The organism is Pseudomonas sp. JUb52 (assembly GCF_004341115.1).
Classification (GTDB): domain Bacteria; phylum Pseudomonadota; class Gammaproteobacteria; order Pseudomonadales; family Pseudomonadaceae; genus Chryseomonas; species Chryseomonas oryzihabitans.
This window is the reverse complement of record NZ_SLYS01000007.1, coordinates 180,486-207,341: the sequence shown is the minus strand read 5'-3', so window position 1 is coordinate 207,341 and position 26,856 is coordinate 180,486. Positions and strand designations below refer to the sequence as shown.

Genomic DNA, 26,856 nt, shown 5'->3' with positions numbered 1-26,856 from the left:
GCTCTAATGGAAAAGGCGCATCGGATGACGCGCCGTTTTCGAACAGCCGGCAAGGCTAGTCGTACCTCTGGCAAAACTCTAGCGGCTGTACAGCGGAAACACACCCAGTAACAAAGCGCCGACCAGCAGGAACATGCAGGTCACGGTGGCCCACTTCAGGGTAAAGCGCTGGTGGTCACCAAACTCCACCTTCGCCAGGCCTACCAGCAAGTAGGTCGAGGGTACCAGGGGGCTGAGCAGGTGCACGGGCTGACCGACGATGGAGGCCCGGGCGATCTCCACTGGGCTGATGCCATAGGCCGCAGCGGCCTCGGCCAGCACCGGTAGCACGCCGAAGTAGAAGGCGTCGTTGGAGATGAAGAAGGTGAACGGCAGGCTGACCAGGGCGGTGATCACCGCCATGTACGGGCCCAGGGCATCCGGGATCACCGCCAGCAGGCCCTTGGACATGGCGTCGACCATGCCGGTACCCGAGAGGATGCCGGTGAAGATACCTGCGGCGAAGATCAGCGAGACCACCGCCAAGACGTTTTCGGCATGGGCGGCGATGCGCTGCTTCTGCATGTTCAGGCAACGGTAGTTGACGGTCATGGCGATGCCGAAGGCGATCATGAACAGCACCGGCATCGGCAGCACGCCCATGATCAGCGCGGCCATCAGCGCCAGGGTCAGCAGGCCGTTGAACCAGCGCAGGTGCGGGCGGCGGGCCTCGGCGCACTGGGAGACGGTGACGTCGGCGCCTTCGGTCTCGCCAATCTGCAGGATGCCCAGGCGAGCGCGCTCGCTGCGGCCATAGAGGTAGGCGAGGAAGAACAGCCAGGCGATGGCCAGCAGCATGGGCGCGATCATGGGCACGAAGACGTCGGCCGGATCCACGTGCAGGGCACTGGCGGCGCGCGCGGTCGGACCGCCCCAGGGGGTCAGGTTCATCACGCCACTGGAGAGCAGCATCAGGCAGGTCATGATCAGCGGATTCATGCCCAGGCGCCGGTACAGCGGGAACATGGCCGCCACGCAGATCATGTAGGTGGTCGAGCCGTCACCGTCGAGGGAGACCACCAGGGTCAGGAAGACGGTGCCCATGGCCACCTTGAGCGGATCGCCCTTGACCAGCCTGAGGATCCAGCGCACCGCCGGGTCGAACAGGCCGGTGTCGATCATCACCGCGAAGTAGAGGATCGCGAACAGCAGCATCACGCCGGTGGGCGCCAGCTTGCGGATGCCGTCGAGCATCATCGGCCCGAGGGCGTCGAGCTTGACGTGGCCGAGGCTGGCGAATTCGCTGGACAGCGCCCAGGCCAGCACGGCGAAGGCGATCGGCACCATGGTCAGGGCGATCAGCGGAGACAGGCGCTTGGTCATGATCAGGTACATGAAGGTCATGACCATGGCGAAGCCGAGGAAAGTCAGCATGGGAATACCTCTGAATTTTCGCGAGGAGAAAAGGGGTTCAGCCGCGGCGGGAGGGCGCAGTGAGGGCGAAAATCCAGGGGGGGCTGGCGCACAGGGACGCCTGGAGGGACAGGTACGGCATGGCAAGGATCCTGGTTATTTTTGTAGGACTCACCCGCTCACGGAGGCGGGTTTTGAACGGATCCTAAGAGCTCAACCTTTCGCCAGCCTTGCGTGGTGGCGAGTGGATGTTGCGAGATGTCACGAAGCCGACACGGACAGGTGCTGTTCGCCTCGCTGCCAGACGGGAGCACTCAGGTGCTCGACGAAGAAATCGAGCAGCACCTGGATCTTGGTCGGGCGACTGCGCGCCGAGGGGGTCACGAAGTAGAGGCCGCCATGGGTCAGCTGCCAGTCCGGCAGCAGCTGCACCAGCCGGCCATCGGCCAGGTAGTCGGCGGCGATGAAGTCCGGTAACTCGGCGATGGCCAGGCCTTCCAGTAGCACCGGTAGCAGGGCGTCGGAATTGGTGACGCGCAGGGGGCCACGGGGCAGCACGCTTTCTTCGCGACCGTCGTCCCCGCTGAAGCGCCACACCTGGCTACGCGCCCGGTAGGCATAGCTCAGGCAGGCATGTTCGGTCAGCTCCTGCGGATGCCTCGGCGGGCCTTGGCGCTCGACATAGGCCGGCGCGGCCACCAGCAGCTGGCTGACCGCACAGAGACGCCGGGCGACCAGCGAGGAGTCGGGCAAGGCGGCGATGCGCAGGGCGGCGTCGAAGCCCTCCGCCACCAGATCCACGGTGGCATCGGACAGGTGCAGATCCACCGTCAGCTGCGGATAGCGGCGTAGCAACTCGGGCAGCAGCGGCGCCACCCAGCGCAGGCCGAAGGCCATGGGCACCGCCAGCCGTACCTGGCCGCGGGGCTGCACGGCGCGCGCCAGGGCGCCGCTTTCGGCCGCCTCCGCCTGGCGATAGAGATCGCCGGCCTGGGCGGCCAGCTCGTGACCGAATTCGGTCAGTGCCAGCTGCCGCGAGGTGCGATTGAACAGCCGTCCGCCGAGGCGTTCCTCCAGGCGCGTCACCGCCCGCGAGACGGTGGCCACCGAAACGCCCAGCACCCGCGCCGCAGCGGCGAAGGAGCCCTCCTCGGCGACCTTGGCGAACATCGCCAAGCCTTCAAAATCCGGCAATCTATTCATTTCATATCTGCAACGATGGCTTGCCAATCATTCTATTTTGCATGGAGTCCAGGGTCGATAGGCTGACTCCACCTGATCACAACCCCTTGGAGATCCCGTCATGACCCTCAAGCTCGCAGACAAGATCGCCCTCGTCACCGGCGCCACCAGCGGCATTGGCCTGGCCTCTGCCAAACTCTTCGCCCAGCAGGGCGCCCACGTCATCCTCACCGGGCGGCGGCAGGCGGCACTGGACGCCGCGGTCGCCCAGGTCGGCAACGCCACCGGCATCGCCGTGGACTCCTCCCACCTGGACCAGCTCGATGCCCTCTATGAGCACATCCGCTGCGAGCACGGACACCTCGATGTGCTCTACGTCAACGCCGGGGGCGGCAGCATGCGGCCCCTCACCGAGGTGACCGAAGCCCACTACGACGACACCTTCGATCGCAACGTGAAGGGGGTGCTGTTCACCGTGCAGAAGGCCCTGCCGCTGCTGGCAGACCATGCCTCGGTGATCCTGGCCGGCTCCACTGCCGCCAGTACCGGCACCGCGGCCTTCAGCGTCTATGGCGCCTCCAAGGCCGCCGTGCGGGCCTTCGCCCGCAACTGGATCCTGGAACTGCAGGGCCGTGGCATCCGCATCAATATCCTGAGTCCGGGCGCCACCCGCACTCCGGGTCTGGTGGAGCTGGCCGGTCCGGATGCCGCCCAGCAACAGGGCCTGCTGGATCATCTGGCCAGCCAGATCCCCCTGGGTCGCGTCGGTGAGCCGGAGGAGATCGCCAGGGTCGCCCTGTTCCTGGCCTCCGGCGATTCCAGCTTCGTCAACGGCGCCGAGCTGTTCGCCGATGGTGGCCAGGCGCAGGTCTGAACGGCGTCTGGCGGCAAGAAAAAAGCGGACAGTGCTCAGGGCGCTGTCCGCTTTTTTGCCGACTGAACGCGAAGGTCAGCCGCGCAGTCGCTGATTCAGCACCGCGATATGCTCCGGGCCGATGCCGCAGCAGCCACCGATCAGGCTCGCGCCACGCGCCTGCCAGTCCTGGGCGAAACTCAGATAGCCGGGCGGATCCAGGTCCGGACGCAGGGGATCGAGGCCATCGTTGGCGGTGGCCTCTTCCGGCTGGGGCGGGAAGGCGTTGGCATAGGCACCAAAGGGAATCTCGACACCCGCCGCGGCAAAGGTCGCCCGCGCGGTATCCAGCGCCGCGGCCATGACCTCGGGCTGGCTGCAGTTGAACAGCAGGGCTCCGGCGCCCAGCTCCACCGCCAGCTGCGCGGCCGCGGCCACCGGCTCACCGGATCTTAGCCGTGGGGTCTCGTCGACGTCTTCGTCCTTCAGGGTGAAGGACAGCCACAGCGGCTTGCCATCCCCTGGCAGCCCGGCGGCGATGGCGCGCACCTCGGCCAGGGAACTCTGGGTTTCCGCCAGCCAGAGATCGACATGGGGTGCCAGGCCACGGATCAAGGGCTGCAGCACCTCGTCCACCCGCTCCGGCTCGAACAGATCGGGGCGATAGGAGCCGAACAGCGGCGGCAGCGAACCCGCCACCCGCGCCGGCTGACCACTGGCCACCACCGCCTGCCGTGCCAGCTGACCGGCGCGCGCAGCCAGGACCTCGCCTTCGGCGGCGAAGCGCGCTTCGCCGATATGGAAGGGCACCACCGCATAGCTGTTGCTGGTGATCACCTGGGCGCCGGCCTCGATATAGGCGCGATGCACCGCCTCGACCTGCTCCGGCGCCTCGCTCAGGGCCAGGGCCGACCATTCAGGCTGACGGAAGGGCGCGCCGCGGCGCTGGAGCTCGCGGCCCATGCCACCGTCAAGAAGCACAAGATTCATGTTAGCCATATAGCTATTTCACTTTTCCTTATAACCAAAACAGAGTTCAATATCGGTTCTCATATCTCTCTAATACCAGGCCCTCTTACCCTTTGCAAAGGACGCCCCCATGAGAACCGCTCTGCTATCGGCCCTCGGCCTGACCCTGGCGCTGGTCGCCACCTCCGCCTCGGCCGGCGCCACCCTGGACCGCATCAAGGCCAAGGGCGAGCTGGTCAATGTACTCATGGAGAGCTATCCACCCTTCTCCCAGCTCAATGCCCAGAACCAGCTGGAAGGCTTCGACGTGGACGTGGCCAAGGCCGTTGCCGACAAGCTCGGCGTCAAGCTGCGCCTGGAAACCCCTTCCTGGGACGTGATCGCCGCCGGTCGCTGGAGCGGTCGCTACGACGTCTGCATCTGCTCCATGACGCCCAGCCAGGCGCGCGCCCAGGTGTTCGATTTCCCGGTCAACTACTACGCCTCGCCGGCGGTGATCGTGGTCAACGCTGGTGACGACCGCATCCATGGTGCCAAGGACCTCTCCGGCAAGAAGGTCGGGGTCACCAGCGCCTCTTCCTACGAGAGCTACCTGAACAAGGACCTGACCATCGAGGGCCAGGAAGACCAGCCGCTGAGCTATCCCTTCGACGACGTTCAGGTGGTGCCCTTCCCCGACGACAACGTCGCCTTCCAGGACCTGGGCCTGGGCGCCGGCAAGCGCCTGGACGCGGTGCTGACCAATCTGGTGACCGCCCAGCCGCGCCTGGCCCAGGACAGCAAGTTCAAGCTGGCCGGTGCGCCGCTCTATGCCGAGCCCAATGCCGTGGCCATCGAGAAGGGTGACCCGGAATTCGCCGCCAAGCTGCGCGAGATCATCGAAGGGCTGCGCCAGGATGGCACCCTCAAGCGCATCTCCGACAAGTGGATCGGTGCCGACATCAGCCAATGAGTCCGCTACCGCCCCCGGTCGAATCGCGTCCGCTGCTGAGCTTTCGCACCCGTGTCTGGCTGACCTGGCTGGCGCTGCTGGCCGGGGGCGTGGTCTTCGTGCTCGGCTTCGACCTCAAGTTCGCCAGCGTCTGGCCGCGCCTGCCCAATTTGGTGGGCTGGCGTCTGGGCCCTAATGGCTTCCTGCAGGGTGCGGCCCTGACGCTATTCCTCAGCCTCAGCTCCATCTTGGTGTCGGTGCTGCTGGGCTTTGCCGCAGCCCTGGGCCGGCTGTCATCCAGCGCCCTGGCCTATGGCGTGGCGACCTTCTACGCCTCCTTCTTTCGCGGCACCCCGCTGCTGATCCAGATCCTGCTGATCTACCTGGGCCTGCCGCAGATCGGCGTGGTGCCCGGCGCCATCAGCGCCGGCATCCTCGCCCTGTCACTGAACTATGGCGCCTACCTCAGCGAGATCTTTCGCGCCGGCCTGCTCGGTGTCCCCGCCGGTCAGCGCGAGGCGGCCCTGGCCCTGGGCCTGTCGCCACGGGTGATCTTCTGGCGCGTCACCCTGCCCCAGGCCATGCGCAGCATCATCCCGCCCACCACCAGCCAGTTCATCTCCATGCTCAAGGACTCCTCCCTGGTCTCGGTGATGGGTGTCTGGGAAGTGATGTTCCTCGCCCAGTCCTATGGTCGCTCCAGCTATCGCTATCTGGAACTGCTCACCACCGCCGCGGTGCTCTACTGGCTGATGTCCCTGGCCATGGAGTTCATGCAGTCGCGCCTGGAGCGGCACTATGGGAAGGCGTATCGGGGGCGTTAGAGCCTCCCGATGTTCCTGCGGGATCGTGCTAGCCCTTTGATACCAAACCGGATTTCGGTGAACCAGGTCACAACACCCCTGGATCAAGCCTCTACCATTCCATCCTCCTAAATTCCCGCTTCGGAAAGGACTCACCATGAAGCCTCGTCATCGCCTTGCCGTTCTCTGCCTGGGTGGCAGCCTCGCCGTTACTGGCTGCTCCAACATGTCGCAGAACGAATGGCTCAATCAGGAAAATGTCGGCACCGTGGTCGGTGCGGCGGCCGGTATCCTCATCGGCAGTCAGATCGGTGGTGGCAGTGGCCGTACCGCCGCCATGCTGGCCGGCGCCCTCGCCGGTGGCGCCCTGGGCAAGACCCTGGGGGCCAAGCTCGACCAGCGTGATCGCGAGGCCCTGGCCGTGCAGACGCAGAAGGCGCTGGAGCACGCCCAGGATGGTCAGGTGACCACCTGGACCTCCGACCACAGTGGCGCCACCGCCCGCATCGTACCGGTGGCGACCGAGACCGAAGCCCGCCAGGTGGCGGTCAAGCGTACGCCCAAGGTGCAGAAGGTCGAGCAACTGACCCTGCTCAACAAGCCCTATCAGTCGATCAAGTCGGCCAATCTGCGCGCTGCGCCTAACGATAGCGCCGCCAAGGTCGGTGGGCTGCCCACGGGTACGCGCTTCACTGCCCTGGGCCGTACCGGCAACGACTGGATCGCCGTGGGCCGCAAGGGCGTGACCATCGGCTATGTCTACGCGCCCCTGGTGACGCCGGCGACGGCTGCCACGGTGGCGACCTCTGGCAAGACCAAGGCTCAACCGGCACCTGCGGTGGATCTGGACACCCTGGACGTGGCCAGCGCCAAGCAGCAGGGCGTGGACCTCGACGCCGCTGATCTCGATGCCGCGCCGGTGCAGGACAAGGTCGCCGCCAAGACCACCTGCCGCACCCTGAACTACAGCCTGAGCCAGGGCGGTCAGCAGGATCAGCAGACCACCAAGGCCTGCCAGGCCGCTGACGGTGCTTGGGAACTGATCTAAGGAAGGATGACCATGAAACCCACCCTGCTGGCCCTGACGCTGCTGGCCACGGCCACGGCTGCCCAGGCCGAAAGCACCCGCCTCGCCTATTCCAAGGCCGAAGACGTCGAGGTCTTCGTCGACCACGCGGCGGCCGCCTGGTGCGCGCCCGAGCTGGCGCTGCGCTTCGTCTATGGCAAGCCCGCCGAGGCCGTGGCCGTCGAACGCCTGATGCCCAAGATCGGCGCATTGCTCGGCAAACAGTGCGACCAGGCCGAACGCCTGACCTGGACGGCGACCGGTACCACTGACTCCCGGCTGAACGGCACGGCCGCCAAGGCCACGGCCTGGACGGCGCAGGTACAGAATCCGACCGCCGTCGTTGCAGCTCCTGCCCCGGCCCCCGTCGAGCCGCCCAAGGCGGCGCCTGCCGAAACGCCCGCTGCTACGGCGCCTGAGACAGCCAAGCCCGCGACTCCTCCAGTAGTACCAGCGGCACCGGAACCCGCAGCGCTACCGGCCCCGGTCGCCGAATCGACACCTGTCGCGCCGGCCAAGGTCGAGCCTGCACCTGCACCTGCACCTGCAGCAGCCAAGGAGCCTGCCGGTCAGATCGCCACCGATTTCGATGTCGCCGGCTGGCGTCCGGGCGATGGCGAAGCCCAACTGGCCAAGACCGACTTCATTACCACTCTCAAGGACAGCCAGGGCTGTGCCTTCCGCGTCCCCTTCAAGGCCGAGGAAGATAGCCGCTACCTGCAGATTCGCTCCAGCGGTATCCGTTGCGAGAACGGCCTGGCCCAGGGCGAGGGTGAACTCGCCGTGGAGCGGAGCGATGGAAAGCAATTGCAGCGCTGGAAGGGTTTCTTCCTCAACGGTCTGCCACTGGACAAGCCCTTGCCGCCGCTGCGCTTCGTCGGCTTCGATAGCCAGAAGCAGGCTCTGTTCCTGCTGGCCAGCGATCCGGCAACCGCCAGCTACAGCCTGCTGCGTCTAGGTTATAGCTATCGCGACCAGTGGTCGATCAGCGGTCTGGATGTGCTGTTCGTGACCGGCAACAGCGAGCAATTCCGTCAGCTCGATCAGATCCGTCCCATCATCGCCAAGACCCAGCAACAGCTCGACGCGCTGGGTACGATGATCCCGCATTTCACCTTCCTGGCCGTGCGCGACTTCACCAAGGGCATCTTTCCACGCCCCTGGAACAGCAACGAATCCAGTCAGGACTTCTGGCTGTATCGCGTCAATGTCGACCGCAACTGGCGCAGCAAGGCCTGGCAGTTCAACCCCGAGCAGGCCACCAACTATCTGTTCATGTGGGACGAAAAGCAGGCGCGCCAGCGCGAGCAGGCCGCACGCGAGCGGGAGCGCGAAGCCCGGCAGGCACGGATGCAGCAGGCGGCCCGTGCCCAAGATCAGCTGGCCACCTACGAGCGCCTGACCCAGGAAGCACGCAGCAATCCTCAGGCGCTGCTGGCTCGGCAGGTCAACGATGTGCGCTATGCCCCGGACGGCGGTGGTGGCTATGCCGCCCTGGTCGGCGGCGAGACCCAGCCGGTACGCCTGATCGCTAGGGTGACCAAGACGAATAGCGATGGCTGGACCCTGGACTATCCCTATCCGATCCAGGCGCAGGTACCGGTCGGCACCTCGGCCAAGACCGGCTGGTATGTCCTGAGCGGCACTCTGCAGCTCGATCCGAAGGCGCGTGACGCCGACGACCTGCCCCTGACGCACCTGACGGCCAAGGTCGTGCAGCCCTGCACCAGCGAAGGTTGCAGCGACCTGCGCGATCCCCTGGCGCTGGCACGGGTGCAATTCGAAGACCCCGCCTGGACCCCCGAGGCGGCCCGCCAACAGCTCAAGGATGCCGGTCTCGGCGAGGAGCGCTTCTGATGAAACGGACTCTCAACGTCAAACTCCTGGCCGGTGCGGCGCTGGTCGTGGTGGTCGGTGGCTATTTCGGTCTCAAGGCCTATGCCGCCCATGTCGCCGACGGACGTCTGCGCGACTGGCTGTTCGAACACCGCCTGCAAGACAAGATCAGCTGGCAGTCGCTGTCCTCCTCACCGCTGGGCGGCACGATCAAGCTGCACGAGGTGCGCATCAGCGATGGGCCGAGCATCGCCCAGTTGACCCTCTCCGACCTCAAGGACGAACCCGCCCACCGCCGGGCGGATGTCCAGTTCGAAGGCGTGGCTTTTCCGCCCGACGCCAAGGGCCGCTCGACGGCGCTGCGCCTGCCCCTGGTTGGCGATCTGCTGCTCGCCAGCGGACGCGCCGAACTGGCGCCCTTTTCCGGCCGGTTGAAATGGAACGTCGAGGATGAGTTGGCGGACATCGGCCTGACCCTGGACCTGCCGGAGCTGCTGGACGTGGATGCGAGCCTGTCGCTGGCTCAGGTCCGCCGCCTGGCCGAAGACCTGAGTGACATGGCCGACAATGGCCAGCAGGTGGGCCAGCGCGGTCTGCTGTCATCCTTCGGTCTGCTGGGCAAGCTGCAGCAGAGCGCGCAACGCGCCGAGCTGAAGGGCTTGCAGGTGGATGTCACGGATCAGGGCTATTTCAAGCGCAGCCTGGCCCTGACCCGTCGCTATCTGCCGCTCGACCCTACCGCGGGCGACTTCGACAAGCAGCGTGACCGGGCCCTGGCCGCGGCGCACCAGCAGCAGCGCAATGACTGCCTGCAGGACTTCCAGACCCTGGGTGCGCGCGGCAAGGACCTCTGCAAGGGTCTGGTCGACTTGGCCTCCGGCGAAGAAGATGGCCTGCGGGTGAGCCTTGAACCCAAGCAGCGTGTGCGCCTGACGGACACCTTTGAGGCCGCGCTAACGGCGGCCCTGGATCCTGCGGGGGCCGCCGGTCTGCTGGACCGCCTCAACCTGGAGTCGAAAAGCCTCTGACGGCAGCGCTCAGGTCCAGGCCCCCCGCAGCCTGGCCAGCGCCTCCTTGATTCGCGCCTCCGGCACCGCCGCGAAGCCCAGCACCAGTCCGGCGCGGGTGTCGGGCGGGGTCGGCCCCTCGGGCAGCCAATAGCGCGATAGCGCATTGATTTCCACCCCGACCGCGGCCGCTCGCTCTACCAGCTCCGCTTCGCGGGCCAGCTGGGTGACCGGCAGGCACAGATGCAGGCCGGCCACTGGGACGCCGGGCGGGGCGCAGCCGGCGACCTCTGGCCAGCCGGCCAGCAGGGCATCGCGGCGATTGCGCGCGGCCCGTCTCATGCGCCGGATATGGCGCTGGAAATGACCCTGCTCGATGAAATCGGCCATGACCGTCTGGGTGGCGCTGTCGAGATGGCGAATGCCGGCGCGTTGCAGCTCCAGCAGGGCCGGCAGCAGCGCGGGCGGAGCCACCAGATAGCCTAGGCGCAGACCGGGAAAGGCGATCTTGGAAAAGGTGCCGACATAGAGCACCCGACCGTGGCGATCCAGGGCGGCCAGGGGCGCCAGCGGCGCGCCCTGGTAGCGGTATTCGCCGTCGTAGTCGTCCTCGACGATCCAGCCGTCCGCCTGCCGCGCCCAGTCCAGCAGGGCCAGGCGTCGCGGCAGGGACAGTACCGCGCCGGTGGGATACTGGTGCGAAGGGGTGACATAGACCAGCCGGCAGTCCGGGTGGCCTGCCAGTTGCTCCACCCTCAGCCCTGCCCCATCCACCGCGATTCCCTGCAGCCGCGCGCCGCCACTCTGCAAGGCCAGGCCCGCAGCGCGATAGCCGGGGTCCTCCATGGCCGCCAGGGCGCCGGGCGCCAGCAGCAGCCGGGCGCAGAGTTCGATGGCCTGCTGGGCGCCGCTGGTGATGAGGATCTGCTCGGGTACGCAGACCAGGCCCCGCGCCTGGCGCAGGTAGGCGCAGAGCAGTCGGCGCAGTCGCGGTTCGCCGCCGGGTTCGCGATAGCCCAGCAGCGCCGGTTCCGGCTGACGCCAGAAACGCTGTTGCAGCCGCGCCCAGGTGGCGAAGGGAAACAGATCCACCGCCGGCAGGCCGACTCGAAAGGCGCACGGCGCGCCGGGCGGCACGCTGGGGAGGGGCACGGGGGTCGCCCTGGCCGTGGTTTCAGGGGCGGCCAGCGCCTGGGTCACGGGCGCGACATAGGTGCCGTCGCCCGGGCGACTGTCGAGAAAACCCTCGGCCAGCAGCTGCTCGTAGGCCGCGGTCACGGTATTGCGCGAAACGCCCAGCAGCCGCGCCAGTTCGCGGCTGGCGGGTAGCCGTACTCCGGCGGCCAGCTCATCGGCCAGGATGCGCCCGCGCAGGCCCTGGTAGAGCTGGCGCGCCAGACCCTGGCCAGGCGCCAACAACAGCCCTGACGGCTCGAATCCCAACATGGATTGGCACCCTGAAAGTCATGGGAATTGGCTCTTACAGGGAGCCAAAGCCGACCTTAGCATGGCCGGACGTCGCTGGAGTTCCTGCCCATGTATCCCAATCCCGCCTTCTGTCTCGACGATATGCCCAGGCTGCACCAGCACCTGCGCGATCACGCCCTGGCGCTGCTGGTCAGCCAGACCGACGCCGGTCCGCTGGTCAGCCATCTGCCGCTCTGGCTGGCGCCCGACGAGGGCCCCTATGGCACCCTCTACGGCCATCTGGCGCGTAGCAATCCCCAGGCGCAGGCACTGGTCGAGGCCCCTGTCGCGCTGGCGGTGTTCCAGGGTCCCCAGGCCTATGTCAGCCCGGCCCTCTATCCCGGCAAGACCGAACATGGGCGGGTGGTGCCGACCTGGAACTATCAGGCCGTGCACGCCCGCGGCAGCGTCGAGGTGTTCGATGACCCCGAGCGTCTGCTGACCCTGCTGGAGCGCCTCACCGCGCAGCACGAAGCCGGGCGTGCCCGCCCCTGGCAGGTCGCGGATGCGCCCGCGGATTATGTCCAGGGCATGCTGCGCGCCATCCGTGGCCTGCGCCTGCCCCTCGACAGCATCCAGGGCATCGCCAAGCTCAGCCAGAATCGCAACGCCGCCGATCGCGAAGGCGTCCGCCAGGGTCTGGCCGCCAGCCCGGTACCCGGCGACCAGGCCCTGGCAGCCCTGATCCCCTCTCCCGCCTGACCTTGGAGCCACCCATGACCATCCGCCCCCTGAGCGAAGCCGATCACGCTGTCTGGCACGGCCTCTGGCAGGCCTACCTGGCCTTCTACGAGACCGTCCTGCCGGAAACCACCTATGCCCGCACCTGGCAGCGCCTGCTCGATCCCGCCCAGCCCCTGCATGGCGCCCTGGCCTGGGACGGCGAGCGGCCCCTGGGCCTGGTGCACTTCATCTATCACCCGTCCTGCTGGACCGAGACCGACTACTGCTACCTGCAGGATCTCTATGTCGCCGATGGCCATCGCGGCGGCGGCCTGGGCCGTGCCCTGATCGAGCACGTCTATGCCCGCGCCGAAGCAGACGGCTGCGACCGGGTGCACTGGCTGACCCAGGAGACCAACTACCCGGGACGCCAGCTCTACGATCGTATCGCCACCCGCTCCGGCTTCATCCAGTACCGCCACCTGCTGGGAGACAGAACATGACCCCTCTCGACTGGACCCCGGCCCGCCTGCCCCAGCTCCGGCTACTGCAGGGTCGCCATGTACGCCTGGAACCCCTGGACCCGCCGCGTCACGGCGAGGATCTCTGGGAGGCCCTGCACGACCGGGATCCGGCTCTGTGGGACTATCTGCCCTATGGCCCCTTCACCGAGCGGGCCGCCTTCGACAGCTGGCTGGCCGGTCTGGCCCAGGGGCGTGATCCCTTGTTCTATGCCGTGGTGGATCCCCGCCAGGGCCGCGCTCTGGGGCAGCTCAGCCTGATGAGCATCGTCCCCGAGCACGGCAGCATCGAGATCGGCCATGTCGCCTTCGGCGGGCGCCTGCAGCGCACGCCTCTGGCCACCGAGGCCTTCTATCTGCTGATGCAGGAGGCCTTCGCCCTCGGCTATCGGCGCCTGGAATGGAAGTGCGACAACGCCAATGCCCGCTCGAAACGCGCGGCCGAACGCCTGGGCATGCGCCCTGAGGGGCTGTTCCGACAGCACCGGGTGATCAAGGGTCGCAATCGCGACACCGCCTGGTTCAGCCTGCTCGATCACGAATGGCCCGCGGTGGATGCCGGCTTCCGGCGCTGGCTGGCAGCGGAGAATTTCGATGCCGAAGGGCGCCAGCTGAGCGCCCTCGCCGTGAGCGCCGGACGGACCGGCTGACCCGTCACTCGCCGCGGATATAGCCTTCCAGATGGCGGATCAACTCCGCCTGCTGGACGGTGGTCGCCTTGACCAGGTCGCCGATGGACAGCAGCCCGATCAGCTTGCCGTTGCCCATCACTGGCAGGTGGCGCAGGTGGTGCTCGGTCATCATCTCCATGCAGTCGCCCACGGTCTGCTGCGGCAGAACGATGATGACCGCCTCGGTCATGATCTCGCTGACCGGAGTCGCATAGGAAGAGCGCCCCTGCAGGGCCACCTTGCGCGCATAGTCGCGCTCGCTGACGATGCCCACCAGCTCGCCGTCGCGCATCACCGGCAGCGCTCCGACGTTCTTTTCCGCCATCAGCCGCAGGGCGTCGAGCACCCAGGCGTCGGGGGCGATGGTGTAGACGTCCTGCTGGGTCTTCAGGGCGAGCAACTGGGCGACGGTTTTCATTGTGGTTCTCCTGAGGTAAGGCGAGCGTGACCGGAGGTGCCTGGCAGGGCCGGTCAGCCGATTACATCAGGCCACCTGAACGCCCTTGTCGCCCGAACGACGTCGATCCCGCCACAGGCGCCATGCCAGGGCCAGCAGGAAACCGGCCGTCAGCAGCATCACCAGGGTGGGCGCCGGGGCGCTGTCCCACACCAGACTCAGCAGCACCCCGCCCAGGGCTGCCGTCACCGCCAGGGTGGTGGCTACCAGCAGCATCCAGCCAAAGGAACGGGTCAGCAGAAAGGCCGTGGCACCGGGGGCGATCAGCAGCGCCACCACCGGCACCATGCCCACCGCCTGCAGGGCGCCAACCACGGTCAGGGCGATCAGACCGAGCAGGCCGTAGTGCAGCAGCCCCACCCGCAGGCCCAGGGCCCGGGCCTGGGCCGCGTCGAAGGCCAGCACCAGCAGGTCGCGCCACCGACAGGCCAGCGCCAGCACCACCAGGCCGGCGATCACCGCCATCTGCCAGAAGGCCGCCGGGGACACCCCCAGCAGGTCGCCGAGCAGGATGTGGTCCAGGTGCAGCTCGGTGGGCAGCCTGGCGTGCAGCACCAGCCCCAGGCCGAACATGCCGGAAAAGACCACGCCCATCAGGGTGTCCTGCTTTACCCGGCTGTGGCGCTTGAGATAGCCGGTGGCCAGGGCGCAGCCCAGCCCCGCGACAAAGGCGCCCACCACCAGCGGCGCGCCCAGCGCCGAGGCCAGCACCAGACCGGGAAACACCGCGTGGGCGATGGCATCGCCCAGCAGCGCCCAGCCCTTGAGCACCAGAAAGCACGACAGCAGCGCCGTCGGTACCGCCACCAGCACGGCCATCAGCAGCGCCTGGCGCAGGAAATCGACTTCCAGGGTCAGCAGCAGCCAGTCCATCAGCCTGCCTCCGCCGTCTGCCGCGCCCGGCGCCGGTTGGCCAGCAGGCCATGAAGCGGCGCTAGGACGAAGACCAGCAGGAAGATCAGGGTCTGCAAGACCACCACGCAGCCCCCAGTGGCGCCGTCGATGAAGTAGCTGAGGTAGGTGCCTAAGAGGCCGCTGCCGACGCCGATGGCCACGCTGATCAGCACCACCCGCGAGAAGCGATCGCTGAGCAGATAGGCCGTCGCCCCTGGCGTCACCACTAGGGCGATGACCAGAAAAGCGCCCACCGTCTGCATCGCCGCCACGGTGCTCAGCGCCAGAAGGGTAAAGAACAGCAGCCTGTACAGGGCGGGATTGAGACCGCAGGCACGCGCCTGACCCTCGTCGAAAAACACCAGCAGCAGGTCACGCCACTTGAGCAGCAGCACCAGCAGGGAGACGGCGGCGATAGTCAGCAACTGGCTACTGGCCTCGGGGGTGATGGCCAGGATATTGCCGAAGACGATGGTCTGGATGTCCACCGCGACCGGCGCCAGCGAGACCAGGAACAGCCCGCCGCCAAAGAAGGCGCTGAAGATCAGCCCGATGATGACGTCTTCCTTGAGCCGGGTGTACTGCCGCAGCCCGAGCATGGCGCCGGCCGCCGCGCCGCCGGCGAGAAAGGCGCCCAGGGCCAGCGGCAGGCCGAGCAGATAGGCGCCGGCCACGCCGGGCACCACCGCGTGGGACAGGGCATCGCCGATCAGCGACCAGCCCTTGAGCATCAGGTAGGCTGAGAGAAAGGCGCACAGCCCGCCAACCAGCGCCGCCGCGCCCAGGGCATTTCTCATGTAGCCGTAGGCCAGGGGTTCCAGCAGTCCTTCCATCAGGCACGCTCCCGCCGCCGCGGCTCCGCTTGCAGGCCGTCGAACAGCCGCAGGGCGCCGCCAAAGGTGCGTTCCAGATTCTCCCGGGTAAAGACCTCGGCCGTCGGCCCCTGGGCCAGCACGGTGCGATCGAGCAACACGGTGCGGTCACAGAAGCGCTCGATGCTGGCCAGGTCATGGGTCGAGACCAGCATCGAGCGGCCCTCGGCGCGCAGCGCCTGGAGCAATTCGATGATGGCGCGCTCGGAGGTGGCGTCCACCCCGGTGAAGGGTTCGTCCAGGAGTATCACCCGGCTGTCCTGGGCCAGGGCACGGGCGAGGAAGACGCGCTTCTTCTGGCCACCGGAGAGTTCGCCGATCTGCCGCTTGCGCAACGCGGTCAGCCCCACCCGGGCCAGGGCGGCGTCCACCGCCTGGTGATCGGCGGCGCGGGCCAGGCGCAGGAAATTCATCCGCCCATAGCGGCCCATGAGCACCACGTCCTCCACCCGCACCGGAAAGTCCCAGTCCACGTCTTCGCTCTGGGGGACGTAGGCGACGAGGTTGCGCTTGAGCGCCTGGGCCGCCGGCAGGTCATCGACCCGCACCTGCCCGGAACGGATCGGCACGAAGCCCATGATCGCCTTGAACAGCGTCGATTTGCCGCTACCGTTGACGCCCACTAGGGCGGTGATGGAACCGCCGGGTACCACCAGGCTGGCGTCGCGCAGGGCGGTATGGCCATTGCGATAGGTCACACTGACCCCGTCGAGCACGATCATGGCGCCAGCCCCTTCACCAGGGTTTCGGTGGTGACCCGCAGCAGGTCGAGATAGGTCGGTACCGGCCCCTCGGCGGCGCTCAGGGAATCCACGTAGAGCACCCCGCCGTAGCGGGCGCCGCTCTCCCGTGCCACCTGCTCGGCCGGTGCGGCGGAAACCGTGCTTTCGCTGAACACCGCCGGAATCCGTTCGGCGCGCACCGTCTCGATCACCCGCCGGACCTGCTGCGGCGTACCCTGGGCATCGGCGTTGATCGGCCAGAGATAGAGCTCTTTCAGCCCCAGGTCGCGCGCCAGGTAGCTGAAGGCGCCCTCGCTGGACACCAGCCAGCGCCGCTGTTCGGGAATCGCCTGCAGCTGCTGGCGCAGGGGGTCAAGGGTGGCGGTGATGCGCGCCTTGTAGGCCGCGGCGTTGCGGCGATAGGTGTCGGCCTGGGCCGGATCGTGCTCCACCAGGGCATCGCGGATGTTGTCGACGTAGATCAGCGCTGCCTGCGGCGACATCCAGGCATGGGGATTGGGCTTGCCGGCATAGGGGCCCTGGGCGATGGCGATGGGCTTGACGCCCTGCGAGACCACGGCGCTGGGCACGTCCTTCATGCGACTGAAGAAGCGCTCGAACCAGAGCTCCAGATTGAGGCCGTTCCACAGCACCAGCTGGGCGTCGCGCGTCTTGAGCAGATCGCCCGGGGTCGGCTGGTAGTTGTGGATCTCGGCGCCGGGCTTGGTGATGGATTCCACCTGCGCGGCATCGCCCGCCACATTACGCGCCATGTCGGCGATCACCGTGAAGGTGGTGACCACCTTGAATGGCTCGGCGGCCTGAGCGGCATTTGCCAGCAGCAATCCCAGCAGACCCGCCAGAGTCCAGCGTCTCGTCTTCTTCAGCATCCGGCCCGCCTCTCGGTGGTTATAGCCTTGGCTAAATTAGATAGCACAACCTATCAGAGGTGCAGAGAGACTTTGTAACCTGGGATGAGAGGGATAGAGGACAGCGGCGAACAGGGCAAGGCGCCTCGTTCAGGACATAACGGAGGCGCCTGTGAGTGCGGCAGAAGCCGGGCGGCGCCTGCCTGATCGACAGGGATCAGTGCGCGGCGTGGGCCGTCATGCCGCGCGAACGCTCGGGTTGGGTCTCCAGCGCGCGACGTTCGGCGTGTCCGTCGAGCAGCTTGTCCAGCAGACCGCGCAGGGCGCGTTTCTTGAGATCTTTCAGCATCGCGAATCCTCCCGGGATCGTTATAGCCTTGGCTATATTAAATAGCAGACCCTATCGAGAGGTGTTAGTGCTTTTTCTCAATCGATTGGATAGAAACCGCCCATAAAAAAAGGGGCCGCAGGCCCCAAGGGAAATCGAAGTGATCTCAGCCTTCGATTTCGATCAACACCTCGCCCGGATTGACCCGGTCGCCCTTGGCCACCCGCACCGCGGTGACGGTGCCGGCGATGGGCGCCTGGATCTCGGTTTCCATCTTCATGGCTTCGGTGACCAGCACGCCCTGCCCGGCCCTGACCTGGTCACCCTCCTTGACCAGCACCTCGACGATGTTGCCCGGCATGGTGGTGCTGACGTCGCCCGGACGCTCCGCCTGGCGCCGCCGCTGGCCGCCCTCGGCGACGAAGTCGCCACTGGCCTCGAACACCACTTCTTCCGGCACCCCGTCGATGGACAGATAGAAGTGCCGCTTGCCTTCGCTCTTGAGTCCGATACCGGTGATGTCCACTTGGTAGGTCTCGCCATGCACGTCGACGCTGAAGGCGGTCGGCACGCCCTGGCCGCCCACCGCGGCCACGCCATCGGCCGACGGAATGGGCAGCAGGGCTTCCGGCACCAGGGTCCCGGCGGCGCGTTCCTCGAGGAACTTGCGGCCAATGTCGGGGAACATTGCGAAGGTCATCACGTCTTCTTCGCTCTTGGCCAGGTCGCCGATCTCGGCGCGCAGCCGGGCCAGCTCGGGACTGAGCAGATCGGCCGGACGCACCTCGATGACCTCTTCCTGGCCGATGGCCTGCTTGCGCAGCTGCTCGCAGATGGCACCCGGCGCCTTGCCGTAGCGGCCCTGCAGATAGAGCTTCACCTCGTTGGTGATGGTCTTGTAGCGCTCGCCGGCCAGAACGTTGAAGAAGGCCTGGGTACCGATGATCTGCGAGGTCGGGGTCACCAGGGGCGGATAGCCCAGGTCCTTGCGCACCCGCGGGATCTCTTCCAGCACCTCGTTCATGCGATTGAGGGCGCCCTGCTCGCGCAGCTGGTTGGCCAGGTTGGAGATCATGCCGCCCGGCACCTGGTTGACCTGCACCCGGGTGTCGACCCCGGTGAACTCACTCTCGAACTGGTGGTACTTCTTGCGCACCGCATGGAAGTAGAGGCCGATCTCCTGCAGCAGCTCCAGATCCAGGCCGGTGTCATAGGGCGTGTCGCGCAGGGCGGCGACCATGGATTCGGTCCCCGGGTGGCTGGTGCCCCAGGCCATACTGGAAATGGCCGTGTCGATGCGATCAGCGCCATTCTCTACCGCCTTGAGCTGACACATGGCGGCCACCCCGGCGGTGTCGTGGGAGTGCACCACCACGTCCAGGGTCAGGGCCTCCTTGAGCGCCTTGACCAGCTCGCCGGTGGCATAGGGCGTGAGCAGGCCGGCCATGTCCTTGATGGCGATGGAGTCCACACCCAGGTCGGCCATGCGCCGCGCCTGGTCGACGAAGGCCGCGACGGTGTGCACCGGGCTGGTGGTGTAGCAGAGGGTGCCCTGGGCATGCTTGCCGCTGGCCTTGACCGCGCGGATGGCGGTTTCCAGGTTACGCACGTCGTTCATGGCATCGAAGATGCGGAAGACGTCGGTGCCATTGGCGGCGGCGCGCTCGACGAAGGCCTCGACCACGTCATCGCTGTAGTGCCGGTAGCCGAGCAGATTCTGGCCGCGCAGGAGCATCTGCAGCCGGGTGTTGGGCAGCGCCTTGCGCAGCTGGCGCAGGCGCTCCCAGGGATCTTCCTTGAGGAAGCGCACACAGGCATCGAAGGTGGCGCCGCCCCAGACTTCCAGCGACCAGTAGCCGACCTGGTCGAGCTTGGCGCAGATCGGCAGCATGTCTTCGGTGCGCATGCGGGTCGCCAGCAGCGATTGGTGGGCGTCGCGCAGGATGGTGTCGGTGATCTGGATGCTTTTCATTGTTCTGTCGTCCTTACAGACCGGCGTGGGCGGCGATGGCGGCGGCGATGGCGATGGCCAGGTGCGTCGGGTTGCGCTTGATCGAGTACTGGGTCAGCTCCGGATGGTTTTCCACGAAGCTGGTATTGAAGCGCCCGCTGCGGAATTCGGGATCCCGCAGGATGGCCTCGTAATAGGGCGCGGTGGTCTTCACCCCCTGCACGCGCATGTCGTCCAAGGCGCGCAGGCCGCGATCCATGGCCTCTTCCCAGGTCAGCGCCCAGACGATCAGCTTGAGGCACATGGAGTCGTAGTACGGCGGGATCACGTAGCCGGTGTAGATGGCGGTGTCGGTACGCACCCCCGGCCCGCCCGGCGCGTAGTAGCGGGTGATCTTGCCGAAGCTCGGCAGGAAGTTGTTCTTCGGATCCTCGGCATTGATGCGGAATTGCAGGGCGAAACCGCGGTGCTGGACGTCTTCCTGGGCGAAGGACAGTGGCAGCCCCGAGGCGATGCGGATCTGCTCGCGAACGATGTCGATGCCCGTGATTTCCTCGGTGATGGTGTGCTCCACCTGCACGCGGGTATTCATCTCCATGAAGTACACCTCGCCCTCGGCGAGCAGGAACTCCACGGTACCGGCATTCTCGTACCCCACCGCCCTGGCAGCACGCACGGCGAGATCACCAATGTAGGCACGCTGCTCGGGGGTCAGCTGGGGACTGGGCGCGATCTCGATCAGCTTCTGGTTGCGCCGCTGGATGGAGCAGTCGCGCTCGAACAGATGTACGGTGTTGCCGTGGCTGTCGGCGAGGATCTGCGCCTCGATGTGCTTGGGATTGACGATGCACTTCTCGAGGAACACCTCGGCCGAGCCGAAGGCCTTGGTCGCCTCGGAGATCACCCGTGGATAGGCCTGCTCCAACTCCTCGCGGGAGTTGCAGCGGCGGATACCGCGCCCGCCTCCGCCCGAGGTGGCCTTGAGCATCACCGGATAACCGAGCCGATCGCCTTCACGCAGGGCCTCGGCGATGTCCGCCACGTTGCCCTCGGTGCCGGGGGTGCAGGGTACGCCGGCGGCGATCATGCTGCGCCGGGCCTCGGTCTTGTCGCCCATGCGGCGGATGACCTCGGCGGACGGCCCGATGAAACGGATTCCGCGTTGGGCGCAGATTTCCGCCAGTTCGGCGTTTTCGGAAAGGAAGCCATAGCCGGGGTGTAGGGCGTCGCAACCGGTCTCCACGGCGAGGTTCACCAGCTTGCGCGGATTGAGATAACCCTCCAGCGGATCGCTGCCGATCCCATGGGCTTCGTCGGCACGTTTCACGTGGAGCGCTTGGCGATCCGCATCGGAGTAGACCGCCACCGCGCGGATGCCCATCTCGGCACAGGCACGCACGATGCGCACGGCGATCTCGCCCCGATTGGCGATAAGTATCTTCTTGATCACACCTGGCTCCTTGTCTGCTGCAGCCTGCAGCCGCTTGTTATTGCCGGTGACCTGAAGCTACGCCAGGGTCTCTCTTATGGAAAATAAATAATTGTTGGATACTCCATAAGTCATCCCTTATGGATCTCGCCGATGCCCATGCGCAAGCCGCTGATGCGGCTCACCTTCCGCCAACTCCAGGTGTTCGAGGCCGTGTGCGAGGCGCGCTCCTACAGCCGTGCGGCCGACATCATGGCGCTCACCCAGCCGGCGGTGAGCCTGCAGGTGCGCCAACTCGAAGAGGTGGTGGGTGCGCCGCTGTTCAACTACGTCAATCGCACCCTCTATCTCACTGAAGCCGGCGAGGCCCTGCGCCAGACCGGACGTGATCTCTTCGCCCGCCTGGGCAGCCTGGACATGCAGCTGTCGAACCTGCGCGGCGCCCTGCATGGCCAGCTGCGGCTGGGGGTGGAGAGCAGCGCCCAGTACCTGGCGCCGCACCTGTTCAGCCAGTTCCGCAGCAGCCATCCCCAGGTCGATCTGGCGCTGACCGTGGGCAACCATGCCCGGGTGCTGCGTCGGCTGACGGAGAATCGCGAAGACGTGGCGCTGATGTCCGGGGTGCCGAGTGGCTCGGACCTGGACTTTCTGCCCTTGCTGGACAACGCCATCGTCGCCGTGGCGCGCCCGGGCCATGCCCTGGCCGGACGCAGTGGCCTGAGCCTGCGCGATCTGACGGCCTATCCGCTGCTGGTGCGCGAGGTCGGCTCCGGCACGCGCCAGGCCTGCGAGGACTATCTCAAGCAGAAGCGCGCGCACTTCGCCGAACAGCTGGAGATCGGCGCCTTCGAGGCGCAGCGCGAGGCGGTGCGCGCCGGGCTCGGCCTAGCGCTGCTGCCGCGCCAGGCCATTCGCAGTGATCTCGCCGCCGGCAGCCTGGTCGAGCTGGACGTCGCCGAATTGCCGCTGCGCCGCTCCTGGTGCGTGGTCCAGGTACGCGGCAAGCCCCTGTCGCCGGTAGCCCAGGCCTTCGTCGACTATCTGCGGGGCCAGCGCAGCCTGATCAATGCGTTAGGTATTGCTCTGGAGCCTGCTGCCGGCGCTGGGCCTGGCGTTCGTCCAGCAGCTGATTGAGAAACAGCAATTCATCGAGCTCAACGGCGAGCCGCTGTTCTTCGGCGCGGGCTTCGATGGCGCGGCGGAATTTCATCCGCCGTTGATCCTGTAGCTTTCTGCGAGTCTTGCTGTCGAGACGAACGCTGGATTCCTGGATGAGAGCGGTCATGCCAATTCCTCCGGGCTGGGATCGGAATGGGCAGCTTCACCCTAACAGGTGACGATTTGGCGACAGAGAGACGACTATTGAGTGTCGCTGTGCTTGGTCGATTTCGATGACAGCCGCAGGCTGCGCAAGCTGCGCTTCACGCCCTTGAGGTGCTCGACCAGGGCCGGACCGCGGGACATGGCCACGCCCATGGCCAGCACATCGATCACCACCAGGTGAGCGATCCGCGAGGTCAGGGGCACATAGATATCGGTGTCTTCGTGCACGTCGATGGCGATGTTGACCGTCGACAGATCGGCCAGCGGCGTCTGGCCCGGACAGATGGTGATCAGGGCCGCGCCGTTGTCGCGCACCAAGTTGGCGGTGATCAGCAGATCCTTGGAGCGTCCCGACTGGGAGATGCAGATGGCCGCATCGGACGCCGTCAGGGTCGCCGCCGACATGGCCTGCATGTGCGGATCGGAATAGGCGGTGGCACTGAGCTGCAGGCGGAAGAACTTATGCTGGGCGTCGTTGGCCACCGAGCCCGAGGCGCCGAAGCCATAGAACATCACCCGCTGGGCCTTGGCGATCGCCTCGATGGCCGTCTCCAGGGCGCGCATGTCCAGGCGCTCGCGCACGTCCATGAGGGTATGCAGGGTGGTGTCGAAGATCTTCAGGCTGAAGTCTTCCACCGCATCGTTCTCGTGGATGGCGAACTGGCCGAAACTGGCCCCTGCCGCCAGGCTCTGGGCCAGGCGCAGCTTGAGATCCTGGAAGCCATCGCAGCCAATGGCGCGGCAGAACCGCACGATGGTGGGCTCGCTGACGCCGACGTTGTGGGCGAGGTCGGCCATGGAGCTGTGCATGACGGCAGCCGGATCCACCATGACCTGCTCGGCGACCTTGAGCTCCGACTTGCGCAGCAGGTGGCGGGATTGAGCAATGTGTTGCATGAGGTTCACAGGCGTATCTCGTCTAGCGGGCGGATGTAGTGCGCCGTACTTATACTACATAACGGTCGCCAAGGCTCTTGGTCATTACGATTCAGCATGGCCTTTTTCGTGCCTGTGTCGGCACTTGGTAGTCATCCGGACAGGCGACTACCTGAGGCGAAGCAGCTTTCGAACCGCTCTGCGCAAGGCCTTGCGCAGTTTCCCGAGCAGTAGCGCACAGTCGCCCTGCTCCGTTCCTGTAGTGCTTTTGCAAGCTACTGATCAGAAAGGATTTTTTACTTCTGGCACAGCCGTTGTTAGATCCTGGTCCCGGGCCATGAAGGCCTATCACCAGGCAAGGAGAGCACCATGCCAACCCCCGCGTATCTGTCCCTCGAAGGTACCAAGCAAGGTCTGATCACCGCCGGCACCTTCACCGAGGACTCGGTCGGCAACATCTTCCAGGAGGGTCACGAAGACCAGATCCTGGTCCCGGCCTTCAATCACTAGGTGATCATTCCCCGCGATCCCTATCCGGCCAGCCCACCGGCCAGCGCGTGCACAAGCCGCTGATGATTACCAAGGTCTTCGACAAGGCCTCGCCGCTGATCTTCAACGCCCTCACCTCCGGCGAGCGCCTCGGCAAGTGCCGCCTGGAGTAGTACCGCACCTCGGCCACCGGCACCCAGGAGCACTACTTCACCATCGAACTGGAGGACGCCATCATCGTCGACGTCCAGTCGCGCATGCCCAACTGCCAGGACCCGAGCATGGCGCACTTCACCCACCTCGAAGACGTCTACTTCACCTACCGCAAGATCGTCTGGACCCACGAGGTCTCCGGCACCTCCGGCTCCGACGACTGGCGCTCACCGATCGCCGCCTGAGGCGCCGCCGCGAGCGTCCCCCCGAACCCCCGACCAGCAGGGCTGGCCGGGGTTCGGCTGTCCCGCCCTACCCGCCTCGCCTCCCATCCGTCCGGTTTGGCGCTCCTTCTGCCGCATCGGTAGAATGCGGCGATGAACGACGACATCTCCCTGCTGCTCAATTCCCTCAACGATGCCCAGCGTCAGGCCGTGGCCGCGCCCCTTGGGCGCCAACTGGTCCTGGCCGGTGCCGGCTCGGGCAAGACCCGGGTACTGGTGCACCGTATCGCCTGGCTGATCCAGGTCGAGCGCGCCTCGCCGCACTCCATCCTCTCGGTGACCTTCACCAACAAGGCCGCCGCCGAGATGCGCCACCGCATCGAGCAATTGCTGGGCATGAGTCCGCAGGGCATGTGGGTCGGTACCTTCCACGGCCTGGCCCACCGCCTGCTGCGGGCGCACTGGCAGGAAGCGGGGCTGTCGCAGAATTTCCAAATCCTCGACAGCGACGACCAGCAGCGCATCGTCAAGCGGGTGATCCGCGAGCTGGGCCTCGACGAGCAGCGCTGGCCGGCACGCCAGGCGCAGTGGTTCATCAACGGCCAGAAGGACGAAGGCCTGCGGCCGCAGCACATCCAGGCGGCCGGCGATCTTTTCCTCAGCACCATGCGCAGCATCTACGAAGCCTATGAGGCCGCCTGCGCCCGTGCCGGGGTGATCGACTTCTCCGAGCTGCTACTGCGCGCCCTGGATCTCTGGCGCAACAACCCCAGCCTGCTAGAACACTATCAGCGGCGCTTCCAGCACCTGCTGGTGGACGAATTCCAGGATACCAACGCCGTCCAGTACGCCTGGCTCAAGCACCTCGCCCAGAATGGCGCCAGCCTCATGGTGGTGGGCGACGACGACCAGTCCATCTATGGCTGGCGCGGTGCCAAGATCGAGAACATCCAGCAGTTCAACGAGGACTTCTCGGCCGAGATCATCCGCCTGGAGCAGAACTACCGCTCCACCGATACCATCCTCAAGGCTGCCAATGGTCTGATCGCCCACAACTTCGGCCGCCTCGGCAAGGAGCTGTGGACCGATACCGGCGAAGGCGAGGCCATCACCCTCTATGCCGGCTTCAACGAGCACGACGAGGCGCGCTACATCGTCGAGACCATCGAGAGCGAGTTCAAGAAGGGCACCCGGCGCAGCGAGATGGCCATCCTCTACCGCTCCAACGCCCAGTCGCGGGTGCTGGAAGAGGCCCTGTTGCGCGAGAAGATTCCCTATCGCATCTATGGCGGTCTGAGATTCTTCGAGCGCGCCGAGATCAAGAACGCCATGGCCTACCTGCGGCTGATCCAGCATCGCCACGACGATGCTGCCCTGGAGCGGGTGATCAACGTGCCGCCGCGGGGCATCGGCGAAAAGACCGTGGAAGCGCTGCGCAGCGCCGCCCGTACTCAGAACACCTCGCTGTGGCAGGCACTGCACGATCTGGTCGGCGCCCGCGCCGTGTCCGGTCGCGCCGCCTCGGCGCTCAATGCCTTCGTCGAGCTGGTCGACACCCTGGCGCTCAAGGCCGAGGACCTGTCTCTGCACAGCCTGGTGCAGCAGATCATCGAGCAGACCGGCCTGGTCACCTTCCACAAGGAAGAAAAGGGCGAGAAAGGCCAGGCGCGCGTGGAAAACCTGGAAGAACTGGTCAGCGCCGCGCGCTCCTTCGATTTCAGCGGCGACGAGGAGATGACGCCCCTGGCGGCCTTCCTCGATCATGCGGCCCTGGAATCCGGTGACACCCAGGCCGACAGCCACGAAGACAGCGTCCAGCTGATGACCCTGCACAGCGCCAAGGGCCTGGAATTCCCCTTGGTATTCCTTGCCGGCATGGAAGAAGGCCTGTTCCCGCACAAGATGAGCCTGGAAGAACCCGGCCGCCTGGAAGAGGAACGCCGCCTGGCCTACGTGGGCATCACCCGCGCCATGCGCCGCCTGGTGATGAGCTATGCGGAGACCCGCCGACTCTATGGCAGCGAGACCTACAACAAGGTCTCGCGCTTCGTCCGCGAGGTACCGGACGGCCTGATCCAGGAAGTGCGGCTGTCCAATGCAGTCAAGCAGCCCTTCGCCGGCAGCCGGCCCAGTCCCTTCGCCCAGGCCCCGGTACCGGAAACCACCTTCAGCCTCGGCCAGCCGGTGCGCCACGCCCTGTTCGGCGACGGCGTCATCCTCAACTACGAGGGGTCCGGCGCCCATGCCCGGGTGCAGGTGAACTTCAAGTCCGAAGGCAGCAAGTGGCTGATGGTGAGCTACGCCAAGCTCGAACCGCTCTAGGCATGACCACCTCCTGGCTGTTCTGGGCGCTCCTGGCGGCGGCGTTCGCCGCCCTCACGGCCATCTTCGGCAAGCTGGGCGTGGAACACGTCAACGCCGACTTCGCCACCCTGCTGCGCACCCTGGTGGTCGTGGTGGTCCTGGCGGCCATCGTCCTGGCCACCGGGCAGGCGCAACCCCTGGCCAGCATCGCCGGCCGCAGCTATCTGTTCCTGCTGCTTTCGGGCGTGGCCACCGGCCTGTCCTGGCTGTGCTACTACCGCGCGCTCAAGCTGGGCCCCGCCTCGCTGGTGGCGCCGGTGGACAAGTTGAGCGTGGTGCTGGTGGCGATCTTTGGCGTGGCGCTGCTGGGTGAGCGCCTGGACCTGCGCCAGTGGTGCGGCATCGCCGCCATCGGCGGGGGCGTGCTGCTGCTTGCCTGGCGACCCTGAAAGGGCGCAGGAAAAGGGCCTGACCGCCGGTGGGAGATTGCCGGACGGCAGAAAGCGGCCAAGCCCATTTCCTGCATTGCGCATTCCCTTGCCATCGATCCGCTTATTCAAACGGCCGACTTAGAGCGATTCTGCCGCGTCGATCCCCAGCCGGC

At 66.4% G+C, this 26,856-nt stretch carries 26 protein-coding genes and 1 pseudogene; 13 read left to right on the top strand and 14 right to left on the bottom strand.

What is annotated here, in order from left to right; all coding sequences use genetic code 11:
- Positions 1-78 precede the first annotated feature (78 nt).
- Complete coding sequence (locus tag EC839_RS14090) at positions 79-1,413, bottom strand: CitMHS family transporter (protein ID WP_058792173.1); 1,335 nt, start codon at positions 1,411-1,413, stop codon at positions 79-81.
- Between the two features lie 240 nt (positions 1,414-1,653).
- Positions 1,654-2,595, bottom strand: coding sequence for a LysR family transcriptional regulator (locus tag EC839_RS14085; RefSeq protein WP_132832675.1), 942 nt, complete (start codon positions 2,593-2,595; stop codon positions 1,654-1,656).
- 100 nt (positions 2,596-2,695) lie between these two features.
- Here EC839_RS14085 and EC839_RS14080 point away from each other — a divergent pair, with 100 nt between their 5' ends.
- Positions 2,696-3,448, top strand: a complete 753-nt coding sequence (locus EC839_RS14080) for an SDR family oxidoreductase (RefSeq protein WP_132832674.1) — start codon at positions 2,696-2,698, stop codon at positions 3,446-3,448.
- Positions 3,449-3,523: 75 nt separating this feature from the next.
- Here EC839_RS14080 and EC839_RS14075 read toward each other — a convergent pair whose 3' ends face one another.
- The gene (locus tag EC839_RS14075) at positions 3,524-4,426 is read right to left on the bottom strand and encodes a homocysteine S-methyltransferase family protein (RefSeq protein WP_132832673.1); all 903 of its coding nucleotides are present in this window, start codon (positions 4,424-4,426) and stop codon (positions 3,524-3,526) included.
- Between the two features lie 100 nt (positions 4,427-4,526).
- Between EC839_RS14075 and EC839_RS14070 the strand changes: the two genes are divergently transcribed.
- The 5 genes from EC839_RS14070 (at position 4,527) to EC839_RS14050 (ending at position 10,060) form a co-directional block, all read left to right on the top strand.
- Positions 4,527-5,348 (top strand): ABC transporter substrate-binding protein, encoded by an 822-nt coding sequence (locus tag EC839_RS14070; RefSeq protein ID WP_132832672.1) that lies wholly within the window; start codon positions 4,527-4,529, stop codon positions 5,346-5,348.
- The gene (locus tag EC839_RS14065; RefSeq protein WP_132832671.1) at positions 5,345-6,151 is read left to right on the top strand and encodes an amino acid ABC transporter permease; all 807 of its coding nucleotides are present in this window, start codon (positions 5,345-5,347) and stop codon (positions 6,149-6,151) included. The genes EC839_RS14070 and EC839_RS14065 overlap by 4 nt, the downstream gene beginning before the upstream one ends.
- A 136-nt stretch (positions 6,152-6,287) precedes the next feature.
- Positions 6,288-7,178, top strand: a complete 891-nt coding sequence (locus EC839_RS14060; protein ID WP_132832670.1) for an SH3 domain-containing protein — start codon at positions 6,288-6,290, stop codon at positions 7,176-7,178.
- Between the two features lie 12 nt (positions 7,179-7,190).
- Complete coding sequence (locus EC839_RS24790; RefSeq protein WP_132832669.1) at positions 7,191-9,053, top strand: hypothetical protein; 1,863 nt, start codon at positions 7,191-7,193, stop codon at positions 9,051-9,053.
- A complete protein-coding gene (locus EC839_RS14050) occupies positions 9,053-10,060 on the top strand; it encodes a hypothetical protein (RefSeq protein WP_132832668.1) in 1,008 nt (335 codons plus the stop codon). Before EC839_RS24790 ends, EC839_RS14050 begins: the two co-directional genes overlap by 1 nt.
- Before the next feature lie 9 nt (positions 10,061-10,069).
- On the opposite strand, the gene EC839_RS14045 is transcribed toward EC839_RS14050, so the two are convergent.
- The gene (locus tag EC839_RS14045) at positions 10,070-11,485 is read right to left on the bottom strand and encodes a PLP-dependent aminotransferase family protein (protein WP_132832667.1); all 1,416 of its coding nucleotides are present in this window, start codon (positions 11,483-11,485) and stop codon (positions 10,070-10,072) included.
- 90 nt (positions 11,486-11,575) lie between these two features.
- Between EC839_RS14045 and EC839_RS14040 the strand changes: the two genes are divergently transcribed.
- The 3 genes from EC839_RS14040 to EC839_RS14030 are packed head-to-tail and all read left to right on the top strand — an operon-like array spanning position 11,576 to position 13,340.
- Complete coding sequence (locus EC839_RS14040) at positions 11,576-12,208, top strand: FMN-binding negative transcriptional regulator (protein WP_132832666.1); 633 nt, start codon at positions 11,576-11,578, stop codon at positions 12,206-12,208.
- Between the two features lie 14 nt (positions 12,209-12,222).
- Positions 12,223-12,672, top strand: a complete 450-nt coding sequence (locus tag EC839_RS14035) for a GNAT family N-acetyltransferase (RefSeq protein WP_177416734.1) — start codon at positions 12,223-12,225, stop codon at positions 12,670-12,672.
- A complete protein-coding gene (locus EC839_RS14030) occupies positions 12,669-13,340 on the top strand; it encodes a GNAT family N-acetyltransferase (RefSeq protein ID WP_132832664.1) in 672 nt (223 codons plus the stop codon). Before EC839_RS14035 ends, EC839_RS14030 begins: the two co-directional genes overlap by 4 nt.
- Before the next feature lie 4 nt (positions 13,341-13,344).
- On the opposite strand, the gene EC839_RS14025 is transcribed toward EC839_RS14030, so the two are convergent.
- The 8 genes from EC839_RS14025 to EC839_RS13995 all read right to left on the bottom strand — a co-directional run bounded on the left by EC839_RS14025 (position 13,345) and on the right by EC839_RS13995 (position 20,904).
- Positions 13,345-13,779 (bottom strand): CBS domain-containing protein, encoded by a 435-nt coding sequence (locus EC839_RS14025; RefSeq protein WP_132832663.1) that lies wholly within the window; start codon positions 13,777-13,779, stop codon positions 13,345-13,347.
- A gap of 66 nt (positions 13,780-13,845) precedes the next feature.
- The gene (locus EC839_RS14020; RefSeq protein ID WP_132832662.1) at positions 13,846-14,691 is read right to left on the bottom strand and encodes a metal ABC transporter permease; all 846 of its coding nucleotides are present in this window, start codon (positions 14,689-14,691) and stop codon (positions 13,846-13,848) included.
- On the bottom strand, positions 14,691-15,545 hold the full coding sequence (locus EC839_RS14015; protein WP_132832661.1) for a metal ABC transporter permease: 855 nt from the start codon (positions 15,543-15,545) through the stop codon (positions 14,691-14,693). Before EC839_RS14015 ends, EC839_RS14020 begins: the two co-directional genes overlap by 1 nt.
- Complete coding sequence (locus EC839_RS14010) at positions 15,545-16,306, bottom strand: metal ABC transporter ATP-binding protein (RefSeq protein ID WP_132832660.1); 762 nt, start codon at positions 16,304-16,306, stop codon at positions 15,545-15,547. Before EC839_RS14010 ends, EC839_RS14015 begins: the two co-directional genes overlap by 1 nt.
- Positions 16,303-17,196 (bottom strand): metal ABC transporter substrate-binding protein, encoded by an 894-nt coding sequence (locus tag EC839_RS14005; protein ID WP_132832659.1) that lies wholly within the window; start codon positions 17,194-17,196, stop codon positions 16,303-16,305. Before EC839_RS14005 ends, EC839_RS14010 begins: the two co-directional genes overlap by 4 nt.
- 196 nt (positions 17,197-17,392) lie before the next feature.
- Complete coding sequence (locus tag EC839_RS24550; RefSeq protein ID WP_256681070.1) at positions 17,393-17,524, bottom strand: hypothetical protein; 132 nt, start codon at positions 17,522-17,524, stop codon at positions 17,393-17,395.
- Between the two features lie 145 nt (positions 17,525-17,669).
- The gene (gene oadA / locus EC839_RS14000; RefSeq protein WP_132832658.1) at positions 17,670-19,475 is read right to left on the bottom strand and encodes a sodium-extruding oxaloacetate decarboxylase subunit alpha; all 1,806 of its coding nucleotides are present in this window, start codon (positions 19,473-19,475) and stop codon (positions 17,670-17,672) included.
- A 13-nt stretch (positions 19,476-19,488) separates the two neighbouring features.
- The gene (locus EC839_RS13995; protein WP_132832657.1) at positions 19,489-20,904 is read right to left on the bottom strand and encodes an acetyl-CoA carboxylase biotin carboxylase subunit; all 1,416 of its coding nucleotides are present in this window, start codon (positions 20,902-20,904) and stop codon (positions 19,489-19,491) included.
- A gap of 138 nt (positions 20,905-21,042) precedes the next feature.
- Between EC839_RS13995 and EC839_RS13990 the strand changes: the two genes are divergently transcribed.
- Positions 21,043-22,017 (top strand): LysR family transcriptional regulator, encoded by a 975-nt coding sequence (locus EC839_RS13990; RefSeq protein WP_177416738.1) that lies wholly within the window; start codon positions 21,043-21,045, stop codon positions 22,015-22,017.
- Here the strand turns inward: EC839_RS13990 and EC839_RS13985 are convergent.
- On the bottom strand, positions 21,947-22,168 hold the full coding sequence (locus EC839_RS13985) for a PA3496 family putative envelope integrity protein (RefSeq protein ID WP_132832655.1): 222 nt from the start codon (positions 22,166-22,168) through the stop codon (positions 21,947-21,949). The two genes, EC839_RS13990 and EC839_RS13985, sit on opposite strands and share 71 nt — an antisense overlap.
- 74 nt (positions 22,169-22,242) lie before the next feature.
- Positions 22,243-23,112, bottom strand: coding sequence for a transcriptional regulator HexR (gene hexR / locus EC839_RS13980; protein ID WP_007160102.1), 870 nt, complete (start codon positions 23,110-23,112; stop codon positions 22,243-22,245).
- A 339-nt stretch (positions 23,113-23,451) separates the two neighbouring features.
- Here hexR and EC839_RS13975 point away from each other — a divergent pair.
- From EC839_RS13975 to EC839_RS13965, 3 genes and pseudogenes are all read left to right on the top strand, one after another.
- Positions 23,452-23,969, top strand: a pseudogene (locus EC839_RS13975) (Hcp family type VI secretion system effector).
- 132 nt (positions 23,970-24,101) lie between these two features.
- Entirely contained in the window at positions 24,102-26,270 is a 2,169-nt protein-coding gene (uvrD, locus tag EC839_RS13970; protein WP_007160103.1) for a DNA helicase II, read from the top strand.
- A gap of 2 nt (positions 26,271-26,272) precedes the next feature.
- A complete protein-coding gene (locus EC839_RS13965) occupies positions 26,273-26,701 on the top strand; it encodes an EamA family transporter (protein WP_007160104.1) in 429 nt (142 codons plus the stop codon).
- The last annotated feature ends 155 nt before the right edge of the window (positions 26,702-26,856 follow it).

Excerpts from the sequence above, each read along its gene's own strand:
- EC839_RS14090 (WP_058792173.1), bottom strand. The coding sequence starts at position 1,413 with ATGCTGACTTTCCTCGGCTTCGCCATGGTCATGACCTTCATGTACCTG.
- EC839_RS14085 (WP_132832675.1), bottom strand. The coding sequence starts at position 2,595 with ATGAATAGATTGCCGGATTTTGAAGGCTTGGCGATGTTCGCCAAGGTC.
- EC839_RS14080 (WP_132832674.1), top strand. The coding sequence starts at position 2,696 with ATGACCCTCAAGCTCGCAGACAAGATCGCCCTCGTCACCGGCGCCACC.
- EC839_RS14075 (WP_132832673.1), bottom strand. The coding sequence starts at position 4,426 with ATGGCTAACATGAATCTTGTGCTTCTTGACGGTGGCATGGGCCGCGAG.
- EC839_RS14070 (WP_132832672.1), top strand. The coding sequence starts at position 4,527 with ATGAGAACCGCTCTGCTATCGGCCCTCGGCCTGACCCTGGCGCTGGTC.
- EC839_RS14065 (WP_132832671.1), top strand. The coding sequence starts at position 5,345 with ATGAGTCCGCTACCGCCCCCGGTCGAATCGCGTCCGCTGCTGAGCTTT.
- EC839_RS14060 (WP_132832670.1), top strand. The coding sequence starts at position 6,288 with ATGAAGCCTCGTCATCGCCTTGCCGTTCTCTGCCTGGGTGGCAGCCTC.
- EC839_RS24790 (WP_132832669.1), top strand. The coding sequence starts at position 7,191 with ATGAAACCCACCCTGCTGGCCCTGACGCTGCTGGCCACGGCCACGGCT.
- EC839_RS14050 (WP_132832668.1), top strand. The coding sequence starts at position 9,053 with ATGAAACGGACTCTCAACGTCAAACTCCTGGCCGGTGCGGCGCTGGTC.
- EC839_RS14045 (WP_132832667.1), bottom strand. The coding sequence starts at position 11,485 with ATGTTGGGATTCGAGCCGTCAGGGCTGTTGTTGGCGCCTGGCCAGGGT.
- EC839_RS14040 (WP_132832666.1), top strand. The coding sequence starts at position 11,576 with ATGTATCCCAATCCCGCCTTCTGTCTCGACGATATGCCCAGGCTGCAC.
- EC839_RS14035 (WP_177416734.1), top strand. The coding sequence starts at position 12,223 with ATGACCATCCGCCCCCTGAGCGAAGCCGATCACGCTGTCTGGCACGGC.
- EC839_RS14030 (WP_132832664.1), top strand. The coding sequence starts at position 12,669 with ATGACCCCTCTCGACTGGACCCCGGCCCGCCTGCCCCAGCTCCGGCTA.
- EC839_RS14025 (WP_132832663.1), bottom strand. The coding sequence starts at position 13,779 with ATGAAAACCGTCGCCCAGTTGCTCGCCCTGAAGACCCAGCAGGACGTC.
- EC839_RS14020 (WP_132832662.1), bottom strand. The coding sequence starts at position 14,691 with ATGGACTGGCTGCTGCTGACCCTGGAAGTCGATTTCCTGCGCCAGGCG.
- EC839_RS14015 (WP_132832661.1), bottom strand. The coding sequence starts at position 15,545 with ATGGAAGGACTGCTGGAACCCCTGGCCTACGGCTACATGAGAAATGCC.
- EC839_RS14010 (WP_132832660.1), bottom strand. The coding sequence starts at position 16,306 with ATGATCGTGCTCGACGGGGTCAGTGTGACCTATCGCAATGGCCATACC.
- EC839_RS14005 (WP_132832659.1), bottom strand. The coding sequence starts at position 17,196 with ATGCTGAAGAAGACGAGACGCTGGACTCTGGCGGGTCTGCTGGGATTG.
- EC839_RS24550 (WP_256681070.1), bottom strand. The coding sequence starts at position 17,524 with ATGCTGAAAGATCTCAAGAAACGCGCCCTGCGCGGTCTGCTGGACAAG.
- oadA (WP_132832658.1), bottom strand. The coding sequence starts at position 19,475 with ATGAAAAGCATCCAGATCACCGACACCATCCTGCGCGACGCCCACCAA.
- EC839_RS13990 (WP_177416738.1), top strand. The coding sequence starts at position 21,043 with ATGCGCAAGCCGCTGATGCGGCTCACCTTCCGCCAACTCCAGGTGTTC.
- EC839_RS13985 (WP_132832655.1), bottom strand. The coding sequence starts at position 22,168 with ATGACCGCTCTCATCCAGGAATCCAGCGTTCGTCTCGACAGCAAGACT.
- uvrD (WP_007160103.1), top strand. The coding sequence starts at position 24,102 with ATGAACGACGACATCTCCCTGCTGCTCAATTCCCTCAACGATGCCCAG.
- EC839_RS13965 (WP_007160104.1), top strand. The coding sequence starts at position 26,273 with ATGACCACCTCCTGGCTGTTCTGGGCGCTCCTGGCGGCGGCGTTCGCC.